General features: G+C 54.8%; 23 protein-coding genes. 10 read left to right on the forward strand and 13 right to left on the reverse strand.

Going from position 1 to position 23082, the window contains the following annotated elements; genetic code table 11:
* Positions 1 to 39 precede the first annotated feature (39 nt).
* Positions 40 to 513 carry a metallopeptidase family protein gene (locus HMPREF1292_RS00325; RefSeq protein ID WP_023018258.1) on the forward strand — a complete coding sequence of 158 codons (474 nt, stop codon included), beginning with the start codon at positions 40 to 42 and terminating at the stop codon, positions 511 to 513.
* A gap of 39 nt (positions 514 to 552) precedes the next feature.
* Here HMPREF1292_RS00325 and HMPREF1292_RS00330 read toward each other — a convergent pair whose 3' ends face one another.
* The 3 genes from HMPREF1292_RS00330 to HMPREF1292_RS00340 all read right to left on the reverse strand — a co-directional run bounded on the left by HMPREF1292_RS00330 (position 553) and on the right by HMPREF1292_RS00340 (position 3341).
* Complete coding sequence (locus HMPREF1292_RS00330) at positions 553 to 879, reverse strand: WhiB family transcriptional regulator (RefSeq protein ID WP_021353645.1); 327 nt, start codon at positions 877 to 879, stop codon at positions 553 to 555.
* A gap of 280 nt (positions 880 to 1159) precedes the next feature.
* Positions 1160 to 2230: a sugar phosphate nucleotidyltransferase gene (locus HMPREF1292_RS00335; RefSeq protein ID WP_023018259.1), complete on the reverse strand. Its 1071-nt coding sequence runs from the start codon at positions 2228 to 2230 to the stop codon at positions 1160 to 1162.
* A 208-nt stretch (positions 2231 to 2438) separates the two neighbouring features.
* Positions 2439 to 3341 carry a glycosyltransferase family 2 protein gene (locus tag HMPREF1292_RS00340; RefSeq protein WP_023018260.1) on the reverse strand — a complete coding sequence of 301 codons (903 nt, stop codon included), beginning with the start codon at positions 3339 to 3341 and terminating at the stop codon, positions 2439 to 2441.
* Positions 3342 to 3394: 53 nt separating this feature from the next.
* On the opposite strand from HMPREF1292_RS00340, the gene HMPREF1292_RS00345 reads away from it, so the two are divergent.
* The 4 genes from HMPREF1292_RS00345 to HMPREF1292_RS00360 all read left to right on the forward strand — a co-directional run bounded on the left by HMPREF1292_RS00345 (position 3395) and on the right by HMPREF1292_RS00360 (position 9392).
* The gene (locus tag HMPREF1292_RS00345) at positions 3395 to 4990 is read left to right on the forward strand and encodes an LCP family protein (protein ID WP_023018261.1); all 1596 of its coding nucleotides are present in this window, start codon (positions 3395 to 3397) and stop codon (positions 4988 to 4990) included.
* Positions 4991 to 5080: 90 nt separating this feature from the next.
* Complete coding sequence (locus tag HMPREF1292_RS00350; protein ID WP_023018262.1) at positions 5081 to 5791, forward strand: TIGR03089 family protein; 711 nt, start codon at positions 5081 to 5083, stop codon at positions 5789 to 5791.
* 128 nt (positions 5792 to 5919) lie between these two features.
* Positions 5920 to 7098 carry an acetyl-CoA C-acyltransferase gene (locus HMPREF1292_RS00355; protein WP_023018263.1) on the forward strand — a complete coding sequence of 393 codons (1179 nt, stop codon included), beginning with the start codon at positions 5920 to 5922 and terminating at the stop codon, positions 7096 to 7098.
* 2 nt (positions 7099 to 7100) lie between these two features.
* On the forward strand, positions 7101 to 9392 hold the full coding sequence (locus HMPREF1292_RS00360) for a 3-hydroxyacyl-CoA dehydrogenase/enoyl-CoA hydratase family protein (protein WP_023018264.1): 2292 nt from the start codon (positions 7101 to 7103) through the stop codon (positions 9390 to 9392).
* Positions 9393 to 9488: 96 nt separating this feature from the next.
* Here HMPREF1292_RS00360 and HMPREF1292_RS00365 read toward each other — a convergent pair whose 3' ends face one another.
* Entirely contained in the window at positions 9489 to 10664 is a 1176-nt protein-coding gene (locus HMPREF1292_RS00365; RefSeq protein WP_023018265.1) for an acyl-CoA dehydrogenase family protein, read from the reverse strand.
* A 167-nt stretch (positions 10665 to 10831) separates the two neighbouring features.
* On the opposite strand from HMPREF1292_RS00365, the gene HMPREF1292_RS00370 reads away from it, so the two are divergent.
* The gene (locus tag HMPREF1292_RS00370; RefSeq protein WP_023018266.1) at positions 10832 to 11476 is read left to right on the forward strand and encodes a TetR/AcrR family transcriptional regulator; all 645 of its coding nucleotides are present in this window, start codon (positions 10832 to 10834) and stop codon (positions 11474 to 11476) included.
* 100 nt (positions 11477 to 11576) lie between these two features.
* On the opposite strand, the gene HMPREF1292_RS00375 is transcribed toward HMPREF1292_RS00370, so the two are convergent.
* The 4 genes from HMPREF1292_RS00375 to lepA all read right to left on the reverse strand — a co-directional run bounded on the left by HMPREF1292_RS00375 (position 11577) and on the right by lepA (position 16266).
* Entirely contained in the window at positions 11577 to 12458 is an 882-nt protein-coding gene (locus HMPREF1292_RS00375; RefSeq protein ID WP_023018267.1) for a CoA ester lyase, read from the reverse strand.
* A gap of 97 nt (positions 12459 to 12555) precedes the next feature.
* Positions 12556 to 12714: a hypothetical protein gene (locus HMPREF1292_RS10960; protein WP_153246426.1), complete on the reverse strand. Its 159-nt coding sequence runs from the start codon at positions 12712 to 12714 to the stop codon at positions 12556 to 12558.
* A gap of 27 nt (positions 12715 to 12741) precedes the next feature.
* A complete protein-coding gene (locus tag HMPREF1292_RS00380) occupies positions 12742 to 14193 on the reverse strand; it encodes a M20 family metallopeptidase (protein ID WP_084521374.1) in 1452 nt (483 codons plus the stop codon).
* A 225-nt stretch (positions 14194 to 14418) separates the two neighbouring features.
* Entirely contained in the window at positions 14419 to 16266 is a 1848-nt protein-coding gene (gene lepA / locus HMPREF1292_RS00385; protein ID WP_023018269.1) for a translation elongation factor 4, read from the reverse strand.
* A 104-nt stretch (positions 16267 to 16370) separates the two neighbouring features.
* On the opposite strand from lepA, the gene HMPREF1292_RS00390 reads away from it, so the two are divergent.
* The 4 genes from HMPREF1292_RS00390 to HMPREF1292_RS11455 all read left to right on the forward strand — a co-directional run bounded on the left by HMPREF1292_RS00390 (position 16371) and on the right by HMPREF1292_RS11455 (position 18357).
* Positions 16371 to 16907 (forward strand): type II toxin-antitoxin system PemK/MazF family toxin, encoded by a 537-nt coding sequence (locus HMPREF1292_RS00390; protein ID WP_023018270.1) that lies wholly within the window; start codon positions 16371 to 16373, stop codon positions 16905 to 16907.
* Between the two features lie 271 nt (positions 16908 to 17178).
* Positions 17179 to 17445, forward strand: a complete 267-nt coding sequence (gene rpsT, locus HMPREF1292_RS00395) for a 30S ribosomal protein S20 (protein ID WP_021353629.1) — start codon at positions 17179 to 17181, stop codon at positions 17443 to 17445.
* 296 nt (positions 17446 to 17741) lie between these two features.
* Positions 17742 to 17906, forward strand: coding sequence for a hypothetical protein (locus HMPREF1292_RS10965; protein WP_021353628.1), 165 nt, complete (start codon positions 17742 to 17744; stop codon positions 17904 to 17906).
* 316 nt (positions 17907 to 18222) lie between these two features.
* Positions 18223 to 18357, forward strand: a complete 135-nt coding sequence (locus HMPREF1292_RS11455) for a hypothetical protein (RefSeq protein WP_021353627.1) — start codon at positions 18223 to 18225, stop codon at positions 18355 to 18357.
* A 302-nt stretch (positions 18358 to 18659) separates the two neighbouring features.
* Here the strand turns inward: HMPREF1292_RS11455 and HMPREF1292_RS11460 are convergent, their stop codons facing one another.
* The 5 genes from HMPREF1292_RS11460 to HMPREF1292_RS00420 all read right to left on the reverse strand — a co-directional run bounded on the left by HMPREF1292_RS11460 (position 18660) and on the right by HMPREF1292_RS00420 (position 23078).
* A complete protein-coding gene (locus tag HMPREF1292_RS11460) occupies positions 18660 to 18791 on the reverse strand; it encodes a hypothetical protein (protein WP_255342454.1) in 132 nt (43 codons plus the stop codon).
* A 489-nt stretch (positions 18792 to 19280) separates the two neighbouring features.
* Positions 19281 to 19931: a LysE family translocator gene (locus HMPREF1292_RS00405; protein ID WP_023018271.1), complete on the reverse strand. Its 651-nt coding sequence runs from the start codon at positions 19929 to 19931 to the stop codon at positions 19281 to 19283.
* Complete coding sequence (locus tag HMPREF1292_RS00410) at positions 19928 to 20359, reverse strand: ankyrin repeat domain-containing protein (RefSeq protein ID WP_021353624.1); 432 nt, start codon at positions 20357 to 20359, stop codon at positions 19928 to 19930. Before HMPREF1292_RS00410 ends, HMPREF1292_RS00405 begins: the two co-directional genes overlap by 4 nt.
* 12 nt (positions 20360 to 20371) lie before the next feature.
* Complete coding sequence (gene holA / locus HMPREF1292_RS00415; protein ID WP_023018272.1) at positions 20372 to 21328, reverse strand: DNA polymerase III subunit delta; 957 nt, start codon at positions 21326 to 21328, stop codon at positions 20372 to 20374.
* A gap of 19 nt (positions 21329 to 21347) precedes the next feature.
* Positions 21348 to 23078 (reverse strand): ComEC/Rec2 family competence protein, encoded by a 1731-nt coding sequence (locus HMPREF1292_RS00420; protein WP_023018273.1) that lies wholly within the window; start codon positions 23076 to 23078, stop codon positions 21348 to 21350.
* Positions 23079 to 23082: the final 4 nt, after the last annotated feature.

A 23082-nucleotide genomic window follows, 5' to 3' on the forward strand; every position in this document is an offset into this window, starting at 1 on the left:
GCAACTAGTGCGCAGGCACACGAGTTCTATGCTGATTCCATGAGCAACAGCGCACAACTACGCCCCTACCGCAACCGCCATGGCCGTGGCTTGCGTGGCGTGGTGTTGCCGCAGCAAACCCCACGGTTTCGTTCACGTAGCCAGCAATTCGACATGGCTGCATTGGATGCCTTTAGCTCCATCCATGCTGCGTTCGCCCCGCAGCTAGAATCATTAGATCTTGCGGTTGATACCGTGCCACGAATGAACCTGGGCTCCGACTTAGCGCTGATCGATGATGAAATCTTCAGCGATGGGCCGGTGCCACTGGGACGGGTGCTACAACCAGGAATTGATGCACAGGGGCAACCCACGCGTGCACGCATTGTGCTATTTCGCAAACCCATAGAACAACGCGCAGCCACCAGCGAACAACGCCAGCAATTGCTACAAGAAATTCTGACGGTGCTGGTGGCGACTTATCTCAACCTTGATCCACACGATGTGGATGCACGCTACCCCTGGGGGGATTAACTCAGATACGGCCACACGGGCCATATAACCGCGAAAATGCTAGCCGATATCTCGCTTCAAGCGGCGACGCTCACGGTCAGATAGGCCACCCCAGATACCGAAGCGTTCATCGTGCTCTAAAGCGAACTCCAAGCACTCATCACGCACCGGGCAGGCCTGGCAAATACGCTTGGCTTCGCGGGTAGACCCACCTTTTTCCGGAAAAAATGCTTCCGGATCCGTCTGCGCGCACAGCGCCTGGTCTTGCCATTCTTGTTCTACCGCACCGAAGAGCTCTTCGATCGATAGAGCTGCCGCGCCGCCACGGAGAATGGCGTTTTTAGCCATATCGTCCACGCCGTGTCCTTTCTCCGTAGTTCCGTTCATATACTTCCAAAGATTAGACAATGAGACACTAAATATCGTCAACCCAGAATCCACTATCAGAACAGAAACCAGCAGAAAACCCCTGCAAAAGACCTCACCAGTCACAGCAGTAACAAAACCGCGACAAAGGGGGTAACTTGCAGGGGTACTATATATAGAGCCGGATCGGTTCTGAAAAACTAATCGGCAGGTGGGCGTTCATTCGTCACACAGAAGCAGAGCTTCTCTTCAGGCGTCGGCGTGTCGCTACCAGAGCATTCAGAAAAAAGTCGGAAGCGTTCTAAGCATCAGAGCTGAAGCGAATCCCAGTGTCCGGAATAATCACACCCGGCCACACACGCATGCCCGGCGCCAGTTCACACCGCGCACCGATCTGCGCTCCCTCTCCGATCACGCAGCCATCGACAATCGCATTTGCCCCAATATGTGCCCCATCTGCAATGATCGAATTCCGAATACGAGCACCCGGCTCAATTGTGGCACCAGCGAAAATCACCGAAGAGTCGATACGGCAGCCACCGCCGATTTCAGCCCCGCGCCCCACTGTGGTTCCTCCGAGCAACAGCACTCCTCCTGCCACTCCAGCGGCCGGATCTACCAGTGCCTCACCAGTCCGGCCTTCCAGTAGCGGTGAGCCCACGATTCCACGCACCAAATCCGACGAGCCCTGCACAAAATCATCCGGACGGCCCATATCTCGCCAGTACGCGGCATCAACATGGCCAACGACACTGCGGCCTTCGTCGAGAAGCCGCGGGAACGTTTCGCGTTCCACTGAAACATTGCGCCCGGCGGGAATCGAAGTGATCAAATCTTTCTTAAAGACGTAACAGCCCGCGTTGATCTGATCAGTCGGTGGATCTTCCGTTTTTTCCAAAAATGCCGTCACCTGGCCGTTGGCGTCCGTCGGCACGCAGCCGAAAGCACGAGGATCTGATACTCGGACCAAATGCATGGTCAAATCTGCATTCTTTTCTTCGTGCGTGCGCAAAATTCCGCGCAAGTCGGTAGCTGCCAATACATCGCCGTTGAAGACCATGACGTTATCGCCACGCAGCTTGTCATAGACATTGCGGATACCTCCGCCGGTACCCAAAGCTTCTTCCTCAACGACGTATTCAATTTCTAATCCGAGTTCAGAGCCATCACCGAAATATTCCTCGAAAACCTCGGCCCGAAAGGACGTCGACAAGATCACGTGGTTGATTCCAGCAGCCTTGATGCGCGCCAATAAATGCTGCAGGAAGGGGTATCCGGCAGTCGGCAGCATCGGCTTCGGCGTATTGATGGTCAACGGACGCAGGCGCGTGCCCCGCCCGCCGACCAGAATCACGGCGTCGGTATTGCTCATGGCCCAAAATATATCTGTTGCGTGCGTCGATTCTGTGCTCACACACCGGGGCTCGCCCGATCAGACTCGAGGCCACATCTTCAAGGCTTCACAGCCAGGGATTCACAGCCAGGGGTTCACGGCCAGGGCCGACTGCGGCTGACTGCGGCCGGTTGCGGCTAGCCAGGCCCGAATGGCAGGACCGAATGGCGGGGCTGGGTGGAAAGTTTTAACCACGCGTCAAAATTTTGGCGCGCAAATACAACCCAGCGCGCAGGACTGCCCGCACCGGAGCTTGATACCAGTGTGGCAGTCGGTCGCAAAGATAACGGGCAGCCGATTGATGGTGCACGCGCAACATCGTCGCGGATACGCTTTCAGCCTCGGTGGAATGGCCTTGTGCATGACTGATCCGCGCCTTCGGACAATACACGTTGCTGTAGCCGGCACGGGCGAAGCGATCGCCAAGGTCAGTGTCTTCAAAATACATGAAATAGCGCTCGTCAAAGCCCCCAACCCGGGCGAAAGCTTCTCGCCGCACTAATAAGCAGGAACCAGACAGCCAACCAGCTTCGCGTTCCGTTTCCATATCCTCGCCTTGCCGGTAGCGCGCAGACCACGGGTTTGCAGGCCAGATATCCGCGAAAATCGCATGCCCAATGCCGTCTAGCAGGCTCGGTAATGCGCGAGCCGAAGGGTAGGTGCTCCCATCGCTTTCAATGATGCGTGGTCCGATAGCAGCAGCGTTCGGGTGCCGAGCAGCGCAGAGCAGAAGTTCGTCAATCGCTCCATCGTGGAACACCACATCTGGGTTAGTCAGCAGCACGAAATCGTCGGCAAGCGGAACTGGTTGTGTGCCACCAAGCGGAACACTCCCCACAGCCTGCACCCCGGCATTCATACCCGCGCCATAGCCTAGATTGCCACCAGTGGGATAAAACACCACATTTTCAAAGTCTGTAGCGGCTTGTTCAGGTGCGCCGTCGGTGGAGCCATTATCAGCCAGCACCACTAGAACTTGACGCTCGGTGGCCCCCGACAGTGAGTCCAACAGAGCGCGCAGGTGCTTACCTGGCGAATAAGTCACGGTGATTACCGGCAAACGGGATGCATGGTTTATTTGTTCAGACACAATGCGCTTTATGGTAACGGAAATGTGGCAGTTATGCCCTAAGCTTGAACAGCGTGAATGATCGTAATCGCTCCAGCAGAGAGATTCAGCCCGCCCCGAAATCCCGCTCAACAGTTAAACAGCGCGGTCCCGGTGGGCTTAAGGTCATTATCGCGTTGCTATCTGCCATCACGGTGTTAATCACCGGAGTGGGCTATTGGACGGTCGGTCGCGTTGGTTCCACTCTGACTTCTGCCGGCAACTTGGGGCTGAGCGATACCTCGCAGGGTTCCGGGGAACAAGCCCCTGATGGCGCAGTCGATATTCTCCTGGTCGGTTCCGATTCTCGCACAGACGCACACGGCAACCAGCTCAGCCGCGAAGAACTCGAGCGTCTCAATGCGGGCGAGTTTGCTGGCGAAGACAACACCGACACCATCATGCTGATCCGGGTGCCGAACGACGGATCCCAAGCAACGGCGATTTCCCTGCCCCGCGACACCTACATTCACGACGACGAGTTTGGCAACATGAAACTCAACGGGGTGTACAGCGCGCACAAGCAGGCATACGAAGAATCCGTTCCTGATACTGAGCACGATATCGATCAAGAACGGGAGGCTATGGCAGCCGGACGCTCCGGGCTGATCTCCGCAGTAGCAGATCTCACCGGCATTCAAGTTGATCACTACGCTGAAGTCGGTTTGCTGGGCTTTGTGCTTCTTACCGATGCTGTTGGCGGCGTCGATGTGTGTTTGCAAGAGCCAGTTGATGACCCCATGTCCGGAGCACATTTTCCTGGAGGAACTTCCACTTTGGATGGTCGCGACGCCTTGGCCTTCGTCCGTCAGCGCTACGGACTACCGCGTGGCGATCTCGACCGTATTGTGCGTCAGCAGGCGTTTATGGCCTCCCTAGTCAACAAGGTGTTGGAAACCGGCACATTGACTAACCCATCTACTCTGAACAAAATCTCAAACGCGGTGGAGCGCTCGGTCGTTATCGACGAGGACTGGGACGTCATGAGCTTTGCCACCCAACTATCAAATTTGGCCGGCGGCAATGTCACGTTCACAACCATCCCGGTGACCTCAATTGATGGAGTTGGCGATTTCGGCGAATCCGTCGTGACCGTTGATACCGAGCAAGTCCACGCGTTCATGGACCATTTGCTTGCCGACGATACGGCCGACGAAGAAGGCACCGACGATGATCCTGCCGGTGGTGGCCACGAATCCGTAGACGAAGGCGGCGAAGCACTCGTCGAGATGGTAGCTGCGGGGGCCCAGCTGCACATCCTGAACGCCCAAGCTCCAGCCGGAACTGCTGCAGCGACCGGTGCATGGCTGGACCAGCACGGGTATACCGTGGTTAATACTGCTAATGCGAATGAAGGGTTGTACTCGGTCTCGCAGGTTGTAGCCGCCAATCCGAGTGATCCACGCGCCCAAGCTCTCGCGGATCAACTGGGTATTTCGACGATAACGTCGAATGCGAACCTGGAACCAGATTCCATCGTCGTGGTGGTTGCACCGGATTACAACGGCCCCCTGCTTGAGGAAAAACTGGGGCAAGACGATGCCGACGCCGCTGTGGGCGAAGACTTCGGCAGCGTCGTCGATGCACCAGAAATCGATGCCGGCGGTAACGGCCCACGCTGCGTTCATTAGCAGCAGATCTGTCATAATTCAGCGGAATCTCCACCGGCGATACACAGCTAGCACACTGCATGCCCGCAGCCTGATCCCTAGGATGGGGGCATGGATATGTTGTCTCATTTGCTTGCCGATGACCCCGCGAGCCCACGGCTGACCGTCTATAACGAAGCCGATGACACCCGCATGGATTTTTCTGCTCAAACCACCGAGAATTGGGCATCCAAAATAGCGAATTTCCTGCGCGAAGAATTAGATCTCGACGAAAGCTCGGTAATCCTGTGCGACCTCCCAGTTTCCTGGCACACCGCGATGATTGCCTTGGGCGCGTTGGCTGCGGGAATTTCCGTACGCTTCGCTACTGACGACACCGCAGCCGACCATGCAGCCGCAGACACGACAACTGATTCGGTGACTGATTCGGGTGCCGAACCTGCAGTGTTTTTCACCAGCGCTGAAAAGGTAGCCGAATACGCTAATCATGGGGATGTAGTCGTCGTCACGAACGACCCCTTTGGACGCGGCTTGGAAGAAATGGGTGAACCGGTCCCAGAAGGCGTCATTGATTTCGGCCCAACGGTGCGTTTTTATGGCGATTTTTACCCTGGCCCCACCCGCCCGCTGGCAGAGATCGTGCGTCCCACTAGCGATGCCCAGCGTTTGCTGTCGACCGGTTGGACCGATTGGGATTCCTTCACCCGCCAGGTGCTTTCTCCCTTGGCCGCTGGCGGCTCCGCCGTGGTGGTGGCGGGCATGGCCTCTACGGATCGGCTAGCCGAGATCGCCGAGAATGAAAAAATCACCGCACGGGATTAGCCCTGATCGTTGCCGAAACCTGATTTGTGACATAGACTACGCTCCATAACGAATAACCATTCGTAAACGCTGTTTCAGCTGTTTCAGTTAATTCAGATGTTTCAGATGTTTTAACCGCGAGGAGTCGCATGTCAGAGATCTATATCGCCAGTGGTGCCCGCCTTCCGATTGGAAAGTTCCAGGGCTCACTCTCCAAACTCTCTCCTACCGAAATGGGCACCATTGCTGCAAAAGAAGCAATTGCGCGTGCCGGAATCGACCCCACTGCCGTTGAATCCGTGGTGGTGGGCAACGTAGTTCCCAACGTCCCATCAGATGTTTATCTTTCCCGCAAAATCGGCATCGAATCCGGGCTGAAAGATTCCTCCATCGCCTTCAACGTCAACCGCTTATGTGGCTCCGGCGCCCAGGCCATCATTTCTGCTAGTCAGCAAATCCTCACCGGCGACGCCGAACTAGCTCTGGCGGCAGGCGTGGAACACATGAGTTCTGCACCATACTCCGTCGAAGGCATGCGTACCGGTGGCCAAAAAATGGGGGACGGCCGTTTGCAAGACTGGATGCTCGGCGCGTTGTCTTGCCCATTCGGCACCGGCCACATGGGCGTGACTGCAGAAAACGTCGCCAAGGCCTATGGCATCTCCCGGGAGCGCCAGGACGAATTCGCTGCGGAATCTCAGCGTCGCGCCGCCGCTGCCCGCGATAACGGCGTGCACAAAGAAGAAATTGTGCCAGTCACCCTGCACACCCGCCAGGGCGAGGTCACTTTCGACTTTGACGAACACGTACGCGAAACCTCACCAGAAGCCCTGGCCAAACTGAAGCCGGCTTTCCAAAAGGACGGCACCGTCACGGCTGGTAACTCCTCTGGCATCAACGACGGCGCGGCTGCCCTGCTCCTGGGCACCGAGTCCGCCCTGAACCAGCACGGTTCTCAACCACTAGGTCGCGTGGTCTCTTGGGGCATCGGTGGCGTCGACCCCACCAAGATGGGCTTGGGCCCAATCACTGCCGTACCCAAGGCACTGCAGAAGGCCGGTTTAAGCCTGGACGATATCGACCTTATTGAATCCAACGAGGCATTCGCGGCACAAGCCATCGCCGTACAAGATGAACTGGGCTTCGATCCAGAAAAGACCAACGTGCACGGCGGCGCTGTAGCCCACGGACACCCGGTAGGCGCATCCGGTGCAATCTTGACTGTCAAGATCCTGCACCACCTGCGTGCGACCGACAAGAAATACGGTCTGGTCACCATGTGCATTGGTGGCGGACAAGGAATTGCACTGATTGTGGAGGCTGTATAAACATGACCACCAAGATCATCACGAACCCAGAACCAACCACCGTAGATGCCCCAGTGAAAAAAGCTGCCGTCATCGGCGCCGGCTCCATGGGCGCAGGCATCGCGGCTCTGATGGCCAGTGCTGGAATTCAGGTCACTCTGCTGGACATGGCCGACGAAGGCGATTCCCATGAGGAGCGCAGCGCACGAGCCTACAAAGGGATTGAAACCCAGAAAAATCGCAAAGGCTTTGTGCACCCCAAGTTCGTGGAAAATATTTCCGCTGGGAACACCACCGAAGACCTGGACAAGCTGCATGAATGCGACTGGGTTGTCGAGGCCATTTTCGAGGATCTCGACGCCAAGCGCTCGCTGTATGAAACCGTCGCCCCTCATTTGAACGAGCACGCGCTGCTGTCGTCAAATACTTCCACCATCCCCTTGGCAGAACTAACGGCAAAGCTGCCTGACGTCCTGGCCAGCCGTTTTGCCATCACACACTTTTTCAACCCGCCACGCGTGATGCGCCTGGTCGAAATCGTCGAGGGCGAAAAAACCAGCGCAGCTACCCTGCAAACGTTGAATACCGCTGCTGAGCAGCAACTGGGCAAGGTCGTGGTTGACTGCCGCGATACCCCTGGTTTCATCGCCAATCGTCTGGGCTGTTTCTGGTTGGGTTCCGGCGCAGAACTGGCGATGGAACAAGGCATTTCTTATGAGCTTGCCGACGCCGTATTCTCCAAACCTTTCGGCATTCCTCGTACAGGTGTTTTCGGTTTGTTGGACTACATCGGCCTCCAGCTGGTGAAACCAATCTGGTCCTCGCTGACCAACGCGTTGCCAGAATCCGACCGGCTGCACCAGTTCAATCTGGGAAAAAACGATGTCATCAATGGTCTCGTGGATCGCGGACTCACCGGGCGTACCGGTGATGGCGGCTTCTACCAGGGCCGGGACAAGGTGATCCAAGCAGACTTCAGCTATGGCGAGCGTGAGACCCCAGAAGATCCTGCTACAAAGCACAAGGATGCTGCCGCAGTCATCACCGAAGATAGCCCCGGTGGCCGCTATGCCCGCGATCTATTCGCTGCGACACTAGGCTACTGCTTGGAAACAGCAGAAGAAATCGCCGATACCGTCGAGCTAATGGATAAGGCCATGGTTTTGGGCTACGGCTGGAAGCAGGGCCCTTTTGCTTTGGCAGATTCAATCGGTCTAGAAAAGGTGGCAGAACTTTACGACGAAACACCTTCCCTGCTGCAGGCTGCCATCACAGCCGGAGGTTTCTACCCAGAAGTCGGCAAGGTGCTGGCCACCGACGGATCTGTTGCAGAGACCAAAGATCGCACTGGTGTGGTCACCGTTAAGGAATTGCTCGCCTCAGGCCAAGCCAAGACCGTGCGCGAAGCCGAAAAAGTCCGAGTGCATCTGTTAGATAATGGCGTCGGCATTCTGGACCTGCAGACCTCGCTAAACTCACTAAGCCAGCCAGCTCTGAACTCGATTCGTTCGATCGTGGACGATGCCGACCAGCTGGGTATCCAAGCATTGGTTGTGGGCAACGACGAGCAACGTGCATTTTCTGCGGGGGCAGACCTGACATCCATTGCCAAAGCAGGTGAAAGCGACGATACCCAGCGCATTGATGATCTAGTGCGCAATGGCTCGCAGGTAATGCGTATTCTGCGTAATGCACCATTCCCCGTCGTTGGTGCAGTCCGGGGAGCTGCCTTAGGTGGTGGCTCTGAGCTTTACCTGTCCTGTGACCGCGTCGTCGTCCATGCAGATACCAAGGTGGGCTTCCCGGAACGCAACGTCGGCTTGTTCCCGGCTTGGTCCGGTACCGTCTCCCTACTGGAACGCATGCAGTGCCTGTACGACGATTACCACCAGCGTGCGTTTGACGTGATCACCGATGCTAAACCACTACCAAATATGTATTTTGCAGCAGAATACGGCTTTATCCGGGAAGGCGATGCCATCTTGATGTCGCCGGATCACGTACTGGGTTATGCCATTGAGCAGGCCGCAAGCATGATCGACGGCTATCAGCCACGTGAGGACACCACGATCGCTTTGTACTCTGGCGCTACCCCGCTGGATGAGGGCTGGCCGATTGCGGGAATGACAGACAATGATCATGTCATTGCCCGCCAGCTGGCGAAGCACTACACCGCCGCTGACGGTGTCAGTGAACTAGGCTTCGACGAATTCGCTGACCGGGAAGTCGAGCACGCCGTACCGCTGATTGCACTGCCAGCAAACGTGGAACGCGCTATGCACATGGCGAAAACTCGCAAGCCGCTGAACAACTAGGCCTGGATAGCACAGGCACAGCGCCGTTCTTGCTAAGGGCTACACCTACTACACCGTAGTAGGTGTAGCCTCCCGAGGTAGCTAGCGTTAAGCACGTTATTTAAACGCGCCCACGCCAGTGATCTTTTTACCAATGATGAGTGACTGCACCGTGTCGGTGCCTTCGTAGGTGTGATAAGCCTCGATATCAGCAAAATGACGGGCAATATTATTATCTAACAAAATGCCGACGCCACCGAGCATGTCACGGGCATCAGCAGCGACTTTGCGAGCGCCACGAGTACAACGCAACTTGTTAAAGGAAGCCTGTTCGCCGGTGAGCTTGCCAGAGGCATTGAGTTCAGCGATGTGACGATTCAACAGCATCATTTGGCTGATCTCCAACTGCATATCTACCAAACGCTGCTGAATGATCTGGCTTTCAGACAAGCGACGCCCAAACTGGATACGCTCGTCTGCGTATTCTCGCGCTTTTTCATAACACGCAATGGCCGCACCCAACGCAATCCAAGCCACCCCAGTACGCGTAGCCATCAGCACGGCTGCGGTGTCTTTGAACGTTTTCGCGTTTTGCAGTTGGTTTTCTGCGGGAATGCGCACATCCTTGAGCTTGATGTGTGCCTGGTGGATAGCGCGCAATGAGATCTTATTTTCGATAACCTGCGCGTCGTAGCCCTTCGCATCCTGTGGCACGATGAAACCAGAAACCTCGCCGTCTTCAGTGCGGGCCCACACTACGGAAATGTCCCCGCCCTTACCCAGGCCGATCCATTTCTTCTCCCCGTTGAGCACCCACTCATCGCCATCGCGGGCAGCCGTGGTCTCTAGAGCAATCGAATCCGAACCGTGGTCTGGTTCCGTCAACGCGAAAGCACCCAGTAGCTCACCCTTGGCCATCTTCGGCAAATATTTATCTTTTTGTTCCTGCGAGCCACACATATCAATTGAGCGCATCGCCAACCCCGCTTGCACCGCCAGAATCGTGGCGACGGAGCCATCGATACGGGCGACTTCCATCAGCGTTAAGCCAGAACCCAAATGCGACAAAGTTTCATGACCGGGCACATCCAAGCCGTCGGTGAGCAGATCGCGTTCTACGATTTCTGGAATCAAATCAAACGGAATTTCTGCACGTTGCCAGTAATCGTTGATGACAGCCTCAACCGGTTCACGCAAGCTTGCTGCCCGCTTCCAGGCGTTGAGGTCGGCTTCTGGGATATCGTTGAATACACCGAGCAGGTCTGTGCCTGTCGCAAGCGGGTTGGTGGACATGGTTCAGTCACTCCTTAAAGCGAATCATCGTTAGTATTAAGAGTGACTCACATCGCACTAATAGTCAAGCGGAATGCTCGTAACATTTTCTGGCATGCTTAACTAATAGTGCGTCGTCACCAATAGTGCGTCGTCGCCAACCAGACTGACTAGGAGGCATATACCTCATGGCAAATCCAAAACGTCGAGCACAAATTGCCGAAGCCGCAATGCAGCTTTTCGACGAGCGCGGTTACCACGCCACCGGCATGGAAGACATCGCCACGGCCGTCGGCATGCGGGCCTCCAGCCTGTATAACCACTACAGGTCAAAACAAGAAGTACTGGCGGATATCGCGATTAGCTCTATGGAGGCATTGCTGCGCTTCCATGCGACTGGCTATTCGCCTATGAAAACCAGCGCCGACAAGCTTTTTGCCAGCATGAAATATCACACCATATTCCATGCAGAACAAGCTCAGCGAGCACGCATCGTCAATAACGAAATCCGTGCTTTGCAAGAGCCTTCGCGGTCCATCGTCGTACAGATGCGACGTGATTATGTGGCCCGGTGGATGGCGATTGTGCGCGAAGGTATCGATTCTGGGGTCTTTGTTGCCGACGACATCAAGATCGTGTCCTGGGCACTCATTGATATGGGCATCGGTGTCTCGCAATGGTACGCCGATGGTGGGCGACTCAGCAGTGAAGAGCTCGGCGATATGTACGGCCGCATCGCCTTACGTCAGCTGTGCAAGCCCAGCGCGCATAACGTCCACGACACCCCCAGTCCCAATAGCCAATCCCCGATCACGGACAATGAGCACGACTAAATCCCGCGCCCAGGTCTACAGCGGCTTAAATATTTAAGCTTGCAGCCTTGTGCGCGGGACTCCTTAGCCCTGAAAATTCTTGTCGACTATTACTTACCTACTACTGCTTACCGGCCTTAGCCAGCAAATCCAGTGCACGACGATAGATCGGGGCATCAACATAGTTACCGGATTCCAGCTCTACCGAAGATTCCTTACGCGCTACAGCTTCTTCAAATTTCTCCACGGCCTCACGTGCCCAGGCGATAGCGCTATCTGATGGCTTAAACGCCGCAGTCACAATCTTGCACTGCGATGGGTGGATACACAATTTGCCGCTAAAGCCCAACGCACTGGCGTAATGGGTGGCATCCACCAGCCCATCTTCGTTAGCCACGTTGAAATACGGAGTATCCACCGGTGGCGATAACCGGAAAGCGACGGAGGCAGTGGCCAGCGTCGAACGGGCGAATAGCAAAGCATCCCGGTTCGAGTGGTTCACACGTAGCTGCTCGGAATAATCGCCCGCACCAAAGGCCAACTGGGCCACTCCACGGGTAGAAGCAATCTCCGCAGCGTTAACAATGCCGCGGGCGGTTTCTACCAAAGCCACGATTGGTACCGGAGCGCCGTCCGAGTCTTTCAATAACTGCTTGGTTTCTGTCATCGCCTTGGACTCGTTAACCAGCGGCTGCATAACAAAATCCAGTTGATCCGATACCGCCTGAAGTGCCTCCAGGTCCTTCGGATACTCCTGCGAGTTCACGCCATTAATACGCACACCAATCAACACCGGCTTATGCGCGGCAATGATATCTGCGCTCTGGCCAGAAGAGTATTCCTCGATAAACGAGACAATATTCTGCCGAGCACGCGCCTTGTTCTCTGGTGCACAAGAATCTTGCAAGTCGAAAACGATCGAATCGGTCCCACAATCTACAGCCTCTTGGAAGCTATCAGGGTGGTCACCGGGAACAAACAGAGGCGAAACGAGTGAAATCATATCTTTGAGTCTACGTGAGGAAGATCAACAATACGGCTTTAGGATTCAGATTTCCCGTCCCTGACTTAACCAGGCACATACCAAAATTCGCAGGCCACTAGTGCGCGTGAATCATCCGGATCAAGCCACCATCCACAACGTGTTCATCACTGCGTTCTGGTTGCAGCGCATACGCGGTTAGCTGCTGAAATTGTGCTTCTTGTTGAGCGGAAAGCCCGCAGCCCGGTGCGGGCTGCTGCGAATCTGCGTGCCACATGGCTAACAGCATAACGGGCCAGGCGGGCTAACGGCCATTCCGGATAGCACTCGCTCGTCCTTTCGCTTCCCGCGCGGCGCGCACGCTTGCGGAAGGATGCTTATCTTCTGTCGCCAAACGTTCAAACGCCAAGGCAGCTAATGCCGCGGCCTGATCCCCCAGGATCGAATCATTGAAATTAATCTTCGGTGAGTGATTCCAATCGCGCAGATGCTCCGGCTTGTCCGGATTTGCGGTACCCAAGAACATGAAAGTTCCTGGCACCTGGGCCAACACAAAACCGAAGTCTTCCGAGGCCATCATCGGCGCCTCAAAGGGTTGCACGGCCTCTTCCCCGAACATTTCGCCCCATACAGAGGCCGCGAATTTGGTTTCCCGAGGATTAGTCTTCGTCGTTGGGTACAGCACCTGGAAATCAATATCTACAGAACAGCGATGCGCGGCGGCGACGTTACCGGCTACCTCGGCAATCATTTGGCGTACCGCATCAATCTTTTCATCACGCAGCACCCGCACGGTCGCACCCAAAGTTGCGGTGTCTGGAATCGCATTAAACGCTCCTTCTCCGGCTCGCACATTGGTCACCGTCACCACAATGGGATCCAGCGCATCAAAACGACGGGTGATAGCCAGCTGCAAGGACGTCTGAATCTCTGCCAACGCTAACACAGGATCAATAGCATCATGCGGGCGAGAGCCATGCCCGCCTTTACCAGTGACAGTAATGGTCAAATTCGATGATGAAGACATCATCGGCCCTGGCACATAGTGGAAAGTGCCGTAATCCTGCGGGCCAACATGGATACCGTAGGCCGCAATTGGGCGCCGACCAGCAGCATCCAGTACGCCTTCTTCAATCATGGGCGCTGCCCCACCCGGGCCTTCCTCACCCGGCTGAAACATGAAAATCACGTCACCGGCTAGTTCTTCCCGGTAGCGGCACAGGATTTTCGCTGCCCCGACCAAACCTGCGGTGTGTAAATCGTGGCCACAGGCATGCATGTAATCATTTTTCGAAGCAAAAGGCAGGTCCAGACGCTCACGTACTGCCAAAGCATCCATGTCGCCACGCAGCAACACGGACACGGGGTGCTCGCCTCGCTTCCCGCCACGCAACACCGCAATCACAGAAGTCAGTTCCCTACCAGTGGTAATTTCCAACGGCAAACCCTCTAGCTCACGCAGTACCTTTTCTTGAGTGCGTGGTAGATGCAAGCCGATTTCTGGATGCTCGTGGAGGTCGCGGCGTAGTTCTTGCAGCTCACTGATGATTTCGCTGGCGGCACCACGGAATAATTCCCCGACCGGTTGGCCACCAACAGTAGCCCGCACGAATTCCAAAGGGTCTTGTGTCTGTGCCGCGCGCTGCGGAAGCCCTTGCCCCTGAGCCTGTGGCTGCCCAGGGCTAACTGGGCGCCCGACACGCCCTGGGCTGGCGGAACGGCGATTGTTTAGCGGATTAAACTCTGGCTGTTGCAATTCTGGGCCGGGCACGTGAAGTAACACTTCCTTCGCTAAGAAACCACACCGCGCACAAGACGTCTCAGGAAACTACGCGTGCGCGACGCGAGTCGGTAAAACACTTATGCCCTTCCACAATAGTGAATTTTGGGAGCAGTTACCGACTGCGTCTCATTAGCACCAGCCATCGGTCACTAGGCGCGACTAATAGCAGTGCCTAACAGCGGCACCTAATGGCAGCACCTAATCACCATCAGTCGACAGTGCCGCCACGAAAGCTTCCTGTGGCACGTTCACCGAACCCAGTGACTTCATGCGCTTTTTACCGGCTTTCTGCTTTTCCAACAGCTTCCGCTTACGCGAAATATCGCCGCCATAGCATTTCGCCAACACGTCCTTACGCATCGCACGAATGTTTTCGCGGGCAATAATCTTCGCGCCAATAGCCGCCTGCACCGGCACTTCGAATTGTTGGCGCGGAATAAGTTCTTTTAGCTTCTTCGTCATCTTGTTGCCATAGTGATATGCATGCTCGCGGTGCACGATTGCACTGAAAGCGTCGACAGGATCACCCTGCAGCAAAATATCGACCTTAACCAGATCCGCCAACTGCTCACCGGCCTCCTCGTAGTTCAACGAGGCATAGCCTTTGGTGCGAGATTTCAGCATGTCGAAGAAATCAAAGATGATCTCACCCAACGGCATCGTGTAGCGCAACTCGACTCGGTCTTCAGAAAGGTAGTCCATGCCACCCATTTGTCCACGCTTGGACTGGCATAGCTCCATGGTCGGCCCGACGAAATCCGCTGGCACAATGATGGTCATTTTCACGATCGGCTCATAGACCGCATCGTGCTTACCCTCTGGCCAGTCCGCAGGGTTGTGCACATACTGCTCGGTGCCGTCTTCTTTGACCACGCGATAAGTCACCGAAGGCGCGGTGGAAATCAAGTCCAGGTCGAATTCACGTTCCAGACGGTCGCGGGTAATTTCCATGTGCAGCAGCCCCAGGAATCCGCAGCGGAAGCCGAAGCCCAGCGCGACGGAAGTTTCTGGTTCAAAGGTCAGTGAGGCGTCGTTAAGCTGGAGTTTTTCTAGCGCATCACGCAGGTCAGGGAAATCTTCCTGCGAGATCGGGAACATGCCCGAATAAACCATCGGTTTGGGTTCGTCATAGCCCTGCAGTGGTTCCTCGGCTCCTTTGTTGGCCCAGGTAATGGTATCGCCAACTTTGGTCTCACGAACGTCTTTTACACCCGTGATGACGTAGCCAACTTCACCAGGGCCTAAGCCTTTACAAGAGGTTGGCTTTGGCGAAACGATGCCCATATCCAGAATTTCCAGGTCTGTCCCGGTATTCATCATGCGTACTTTTTGCCGTGGCTTCAACTGGCCATCGACCACCCTGATATAGGTAACGACACCACGGTAGACGTCGTAGACAGAGTCGAAGATCATTGCGCGGGCGGGCGCGTCGTCTGGATAATCTGTGTGTGGTGGCGGTGTCAGTTCGACGACTTTGTCCAGCAGCTCAACCACACCTTCGCCGGTTTTTCCGGAAACATGCAGGACATCTTCTGGTTCACAACCGATGATGTTCGCCAGCTCTAGGGCATATTTCTCTGGATCTGCGGCAGGCAAGTCAATCTTGTTGAGAACTGGAATGATCTCCAGCTCGTGTTCCATTGCCAAGTACAAGTTCGCCAAAGTTTGCGCTTCGATGCCTTGGGCTGCGTCGACAAGCAAAATGGCTGCCTCACAGGCATCCAGGGCCCGGGAAACTTCATAGGTGAAGTCGACGTGGCCGGGAGTGTCATTCATCTGCAGCACGATTTCTTCACCCTTATGCGGGCCGGACGTTGGGACCCACGGCAAGCGCACAGACTGCGCTTTAATCGTGATGCCACGCTCACGCTCAATGTCCATGTTGTCGAGGTACTGATCGCGCATATCACGCGCATCAACGACGTTGGACAATTGCAGGATGCGGTCCGCCAGGGTGGATTTACCGTGGTCAATATGCGCAATGATGCAGAAGTTGCGCAGGCGCTCGGTTCCGGTGAACGTCTGCGCTGCAAAATTTTTCGACATTACTTCCTCGGACTACCTCTCGTTGTAAACTCCCACCAGCCTACCGAACCACGCCGCAAGGAAAATAGCCAGGACAGCTAAGCGCAATAGCTAGGATGACTAGTATGTCTGCAGCACGGCGGAAAAATAAACGCTGGTCGCCATCCAGCCCCAACGAAGACCTGTTGGAAAAAGGTCTGGCACTAATTAACCAGCGCCTAGGCATGCAGAACACCGTGTCGCGCTCAGTGGCGCGTGCCGCAGCAAAAATTCAAGTATGGAAATCCCGCGCACTGACCCGCACAATTTTCTACGCCCCCGATATGGACGGACACGCTGATTCCGGCGAGGTCGTATGGGTTTGGACACCCACCGACGGCATCGATTCCCCACCACGCGAACGCGCAGTGTTGATTGTTGGGCGGACGAATAGCAGCGTGCTGGCCTTGTTAATCTCGCCGAATCCTACGCATGATCACGATCCGCGGTGGACCAGCATCGGCACCGGGGAATGGGATGAAGCAGGTCGGCCCTGTTGGATTCGGGTGGATCACGTGCTCGAGATCCAAGAGCAATATTTGCGTCGGCAAGGCGTGTTATTTCCTAGACGACGTTTTGAACGGATCGCCAACCGGCTGCGCAACGAACATCAATGGAATTAGTCGGTACGCGATACGGCGTGACGTGGCAAGGCAATAGACAAGACACGGCGAAGTGAAATGAAGTGGGATTATCGGCCTAATTCTGCTAGGCTCTACAGGGTTGCTCGTCTGTCGAGCTGCACCAAGCGGGGCGGTCAGGACCTTGGGTCCGCCCGATAACGGTTTGGTGACGCGCATCTAGGGTCAGTTTCGGCTGATCGTAATGCTGGAAATGCTTAGGCAGAATGAGTTTTCACGTCAATGTCTATCGACTATAAGAGGTATCTTCACCATGGCAAACATTAAGTCCAAGCAGAAGCGCGTAATCACTAACGAAAAATCGCGCCGTCGCAACCAGCACGTTCGTTCCCGCGTTCGCACCATGATGCGCAACTTCCGCTCCGCTGTTGAAGCTGGCGACAAGGCCGTCGCGGAAGAGAAGCTGCGCGTAGCTTCCCGCGAGCTGGACAAGGCTGTTTCCAAGGGCGTTTTCCACCGCAACACCGCCGCTAACAAGAAGTCTGGCATGGCCAACCTTTTCAACAAGATGGAAGGCTAAGCTAGTTTCTAGCTCAGTCAGTTTCTCACTGAATAGCTGCTAGTCTTGCGCGGTCACCAAAAAGAACCGGCCTGGGTTACTGCACACCCGGCCCGGTTCTCTAGTTTTACAGTCACAACGCTTGAAACTATCCTTAACTTTAGCGGTTAACCTTAGTTTTGCACATGATACGTAAAACATATTTGATATTTCCCACCAAAAGCCCTTAAAATTGGGAGCGCAATGCAAGGATAAACCCGTCTATCTCCGGGATTTTGAATTGCGCAACATTCATAAGGACATCAAGGAGAAGACTTATGCCTTTGCCTAAAGTAAACCCAATGGACCCAACCAACCCACTCGTTGCCGATGCACAGGCATCCAGCGTCGGTAACTTCATCGAGGCTATCGGCGTTAACATCGCCAATGTAATCTCTGGCTTCGCCGAGGCTTTCATTCAGGCCTTCGGCTCCAGCTTCTAATTTAGGCAAATAAGCCTAATGCCTTGGTCTAAATTCACTTAGACCAAATCTGCCCGTCAGCGCTTAAGCGTTGGCGGGTTTTTCCTTTTCACGGCATTTTTCTACTTCTTATGTAAATATTAAATTAGCAAAGCATAATATTACTAGATTGCGGTTTTTATCACAGTAGAATCTTTCGACCTGGGATTTTTCAGTTTCTTACTGGGAATCATTTGCTCAATATATTTCCCTGCCCCTAGAGTTGGGGGCGCAATACAGGGCGAACCTAGAACAACAAGCGTTCGACCTAATTCATCTCTACATTTAAGGAGTCCCCATGGACAAGCTTCCTGCAGACGCACCAACCACCACCGGCATCCTGGCTTTCATCGAACAGATCGGCGTGGGCATCGCATCCGTCATCTCCGCTATCGCTGAGCCTTTCATTCAGCTTTTCGGCTCCAGCATCTAATTTAGGCCAAGGCCAAAACAACCGATTGGGAACCCCTACCCCAGTCAATGCCTAAGGCGGCTAACACAACAGTGTTAGCCGCCTTCACAATTACCCAGCAAGCAACTCAACTTGCCCATCGCGCCAGCCCCTGGGTCAACAACTCCAGGTACAACAACACATTCCTAAAGGAAAGTGTTGCAACGACTCTCTGAACTCACGGCGCAGCCATAAATGCAAAAACTCCCCAGCGGAAAACCGCTGAGGAGATCTCAAAGTAACGGCAGGAACTTAGAGCCCCACCGCAGCTGTTAAACAGTCAATTACTTAGAGGAGCTCAGAACGTTGGTGAAAACGCCGGAAACGCCAGCGAATACGAACTTAGCAGCCTCGATGAGGTAACCAGCAACGCCGCTAGCGGTGGTGGACAGGTTAACAAGAATATCGTTGATCATGGTCAACAATCCTTTCATATGAAACGAACGGTACGTGACATAGCTTAACAAGCTACAGTCCACCGCCCATAACCCAACGAAAATATATAAATCCATAAGGCTCGCGTTAAACAAAAAGGTTTTTCTGCAAGTAAATGCGAAGAAATCAAATTAACTGCGCTAAAAATCCCGTTTGAACTGTATGAACTCGAACGTAATATTTTTTGTTTTCCACTTTTTATTTTCGTTACAAGCTACCCCCAGATTAGTGCGTTACAGATCCAGATGCCCCATATTTTTGGGGCATAGTACGCTGTCTAAAAGAATCCTATCCCCCGATAGAAATCGGTTTTAGTTACGATCTCACTGCTTATTGCTTAAAAAGGCATGAAAATGCACCCAACCAATCCAGATTGGGCGCATCCAAAGTATTTTCAACGGATTCCAAGCATTACTTGGGTCCAGATTTTGCAGGTGCCCTATGCCCTCTTTGGATCTTGGCTCTATAGCCTAAGCCCAAATCATTGTCACAAGCCCGTTAATAGCCAGAGAGCCGCCAATAACCATAAACAGCACTCCAGAAGCAATATCAATCCACGGCCCGGCGGCTAACACGCGACGACGTACTGCCTTCGTCGACAAGAAGAATGCCACAACCACAAACAACAAAAACGCTGAAAGTGTCAACGCCGCAATCACAGCAATGGACAAACCAATCGATGGGCTTTGCGGCAACAACGGCGCCACAATTGCCGCTAGGAACAGTACAATCTTCGGGTTCGCGATATTCGTCAGCCAGCCAGTTTTAAACGCAGACTTTAACGAGCCCAAACGTAGCGCAGCGTCGGCCAGATCCACCGGCTTAGTGCTACGGTCGCGCCAGCCGGCCATAGCCATATTCCGCCCCATCCAGATCAACGCGATACCACCAATCAGCTGTACAAAGGCCAGCACAGACGGATAGGCAGTCAGGATCGCGGCCGCCCCAAACACCGTCAGGCTAGTCCACATCACCACCCCCAGCTGAATGCCTAGCGCAGCGGCTAATACGTGCGTCCGCGATCGCGTCGCCAAGCGCATGATCAAAATCATGTCCGGACCGGGGCTGGCAGCTCCAGCGAGATTCAGCGCTAACAGGCTAACCCACTGTGCCAGCGTCACTTGGTATTCTCAAAACGCTCGAGCAAGTCCGCACGCTCAAACATGCGCGCAGTATCCACCGCCGTCGGGTGCCCGTGGTTCGGATCTGCCCCGGCTGCGAGCAACGCGTCTACCACCGCATCTTCCTTCTTGAACACCGCGCCAGCTAATGGAGATTGGCCGCGGTCATTGAGCTTGTCGACGTCTGCCCCACGCTCAGCCAAGCCACGCACCAAATCAGCGTGACCATGATAGGCAGCCATCATCAGCAGACTGTGGCCTTCATGATTAACCAAATCCGCGTTCAGACCATGCTCAATGTATTCGAGCAACGTGGTATCACCGGCTCGTGCGAAATCAAAAAGCTTAGTGGCGAATTCCTGCAACTGCAGATCATCTGCTGGTTCCGGTTGTTTTGTAGCGTCTTTTTCTGTGTCTTTTTCAGTCATAGCGCCACAATTTTAGCGCGCAAGCTCCGAAATTTTCCGCACCGCTGATTCCAACGCGTACTCGGCGTCGCCTCCCTGGCCTTTCACCTCAGCATCCAACTCGGCAATAATCATCACCGCCTGCGATACATTTTCGCCCCGCCACCGGCGCGCTACCTTCAATGATTTATCCACCAGCCACGGTGGCATTCCCAATTGTCCAGCGAGTTTTTGCGCATTACCGCCGTGCTCTGAATACAAACGCGCCACCGTACCCACCTTGCTCGCCAACGCATAGGCCAGTTTCACCGGTGGTTCCCCCAATTGCAGGGCGCGTCGCACCGAAGCCACTGCTTGGGAAGTGTGGCCGGCTACTGCAGCATCCGCGATATCGAAACCGGATACCTCTGCCACGCCTTGGTAATACTCGCGTACTGCGGCCTCGGTGACGTTTCCATTGGTATCGGCAACCAGCTGACTCACCGCCGAGGCAAGTTCACGTAAATCCGATCCCACCCCTTCCAACAGGCTGTGGATAATTTCCGGGCCCACCCGCACGTTGTGTCGCCGGAATTCCTGGGTCAGCCAATTGGCACGCTCAGAGGGCTTTAGCTTGGCCACGCGATGAGTCTGCGACAATTTTTCAATCTTTTTCATTATCGCCTGATTTCGCCCACCACCGGCATAGACAATGATGATGGTGACCGAAGGCGCTGGGTTCACACACGCATCCAACAACAAATTCAATGGTTCTTTTCCAGCGGTTTCTGCATTGGTGACCACCACAATCCGCTCATCGCCAAATAACGACGGGCTGGTGGCTTCAATAAGCTCCGGGCCGGTAATATCCCCGGCGCGCAACGTAGTTTGGTGAACCTGCTCGCCATCAGCGGCATTGTTGCGGACTTCCGCCGTCAAGTCTAAGCGCACGCGCTCCGCCAAAAATTCTTCGTCTCCAATAATTAGCTGGACGCTGGAATTCAATGCCATGCTTCCTATCGTGCCACAGCTAGAACTTGCCGCTTTCGGCGCGCTGTGAGCCATCGACGTACACGGTTACTGGACCGTCTCGATTGGGGAAAATAATCGGGATACCGGCAGGGGTCGCGGTCGGCCGATCGGCCTTTCTTCCCGACGAATCGGTAACCACAATAGCTTCTGTGTTGCCGGGAATAGTCTCTGCAGCAATCTGGCCGGAATAATCTGTGATTTCTGCAAGCTCATCAATTACCAGCACGTTATCCGGAGAGATTTCTGCTGGCGCCGGTGGGCGTTGGAGCCAGCCCGCAAACAACATGCCTGTAATACCGACAGCAATGGTGGTCCGCACCAATCCCGCCAGCAAGGCTACGATTATCCAGCCATATGCAATCGCAGCGGCCCACGGCGTGACCTCAATGGTTGCCAATGGAAGGTTTTGTGCCCAGCTCGCAACGCGGTAAATCCACCACACAACGGGTTCTGCGAGTTTCAGCGCAACTGCTTCTGCTGGAAAAGGTAGTGGCAACACGGCCAGAATGGTGGCAGCCAACCCAAGCAATAAGGCGATGCTGACCACGGGGGTAACCGCAACATTGGCGAGCACACTCACCACCGAGACCCGGCCGGCCATGAGCGCCACGAGGGGCATGGTCACAATATCCGCGGCAATAGAAACCGCGAAAGCCCGGACGACCACATCAGGTAGTCCAATTCGCGCCAACGGCCGGTACAACAAGGGCACTAACGCGATGATTCCCGCGGTCGCTGCCACCGACAACGCAAAACCGAAAGTCACTGCCAAATCGCTGTCAATAAGCAAAAGAGTGATCACCGCAATGCTCAAAGCATGAATCGGTGGCATGCGGGAGGAATTCACAATGGCCGCAACTCCGACGAGACCAGTGATGCTTGCGCGCAACACAGATGGTGCCGGCCCCACCACACTGGCGTAGAAAGCCAATACCACTAGCGCTGCAATCGATTGACCTACCGGACCACACCGTGCGACACGGGCAAGTATTACGGCAGCAGCCACAATCGTCGCCACATGCAAGCCACTCACTGCGGTGAGATGGCTTAATCCAGCATCGATATACATTTGGCGTTGCTGATCTGTCTGCGCACTTCTATCCCCCAGTACCATTCCCGGAACCAGGGCCGCGGTATGTTCACCGAGAAATTGTTGACTAGCTGCTTGCAAAGAATCAGAGATATTAGCCGCAAATTTGGCAAAACCGGTAGGAGGTTGTACTTCCAGGATCTCGCCACGGGCTACCACCGGGGCTAATCCAGGACGAGCAGATTCTTGATATGTAGCATCAACCAATATCTGGGATCCGGGAGCTATTCCAGCTGGCTGTTGTGCTGTTTGTCTGGCGGTTTGTTGCACGGTGTCTGCATCCATCCCGGTGGTAGCCGGTTTAGTGAACAAAGCCAAGTTTGGCGCAAGACCATCTACCTTGACTGGAAAATAGTATCCGCCAAATTCTAGTGCCGTACCACGCCCGGCCACCGTGGCCGACAATTGCTCCGGATAAGAAAAAGCTGCTGCGCGACGCTGGCGGGTGGCTGCCATAAACAACGCTGCACCAGCCGCGGCTACTACCAGCATTGCGTGTTGCCAGTGCCCAGTGAATATGCACACCGCACCAACCACCACGAGTAATACAACCGCCCAACCTGGGCCTCCGGTTAAGATCACCAACAGCGCAACCGCCCAACTCGTCAGTGCACTAGGCAGCAAACGCAGATCTTGCATGGCT

It is taken from the genome of Corynebacterium sp. KPL1995, from assembly GCF_000477935.1.
GTDB lineage: Bacteria > Actinomycetota > Actinomycetes > Mycobacteriales > Mycobacteriaceae > Corynebacterium > Corynebacterium pseudodiphtheriticum.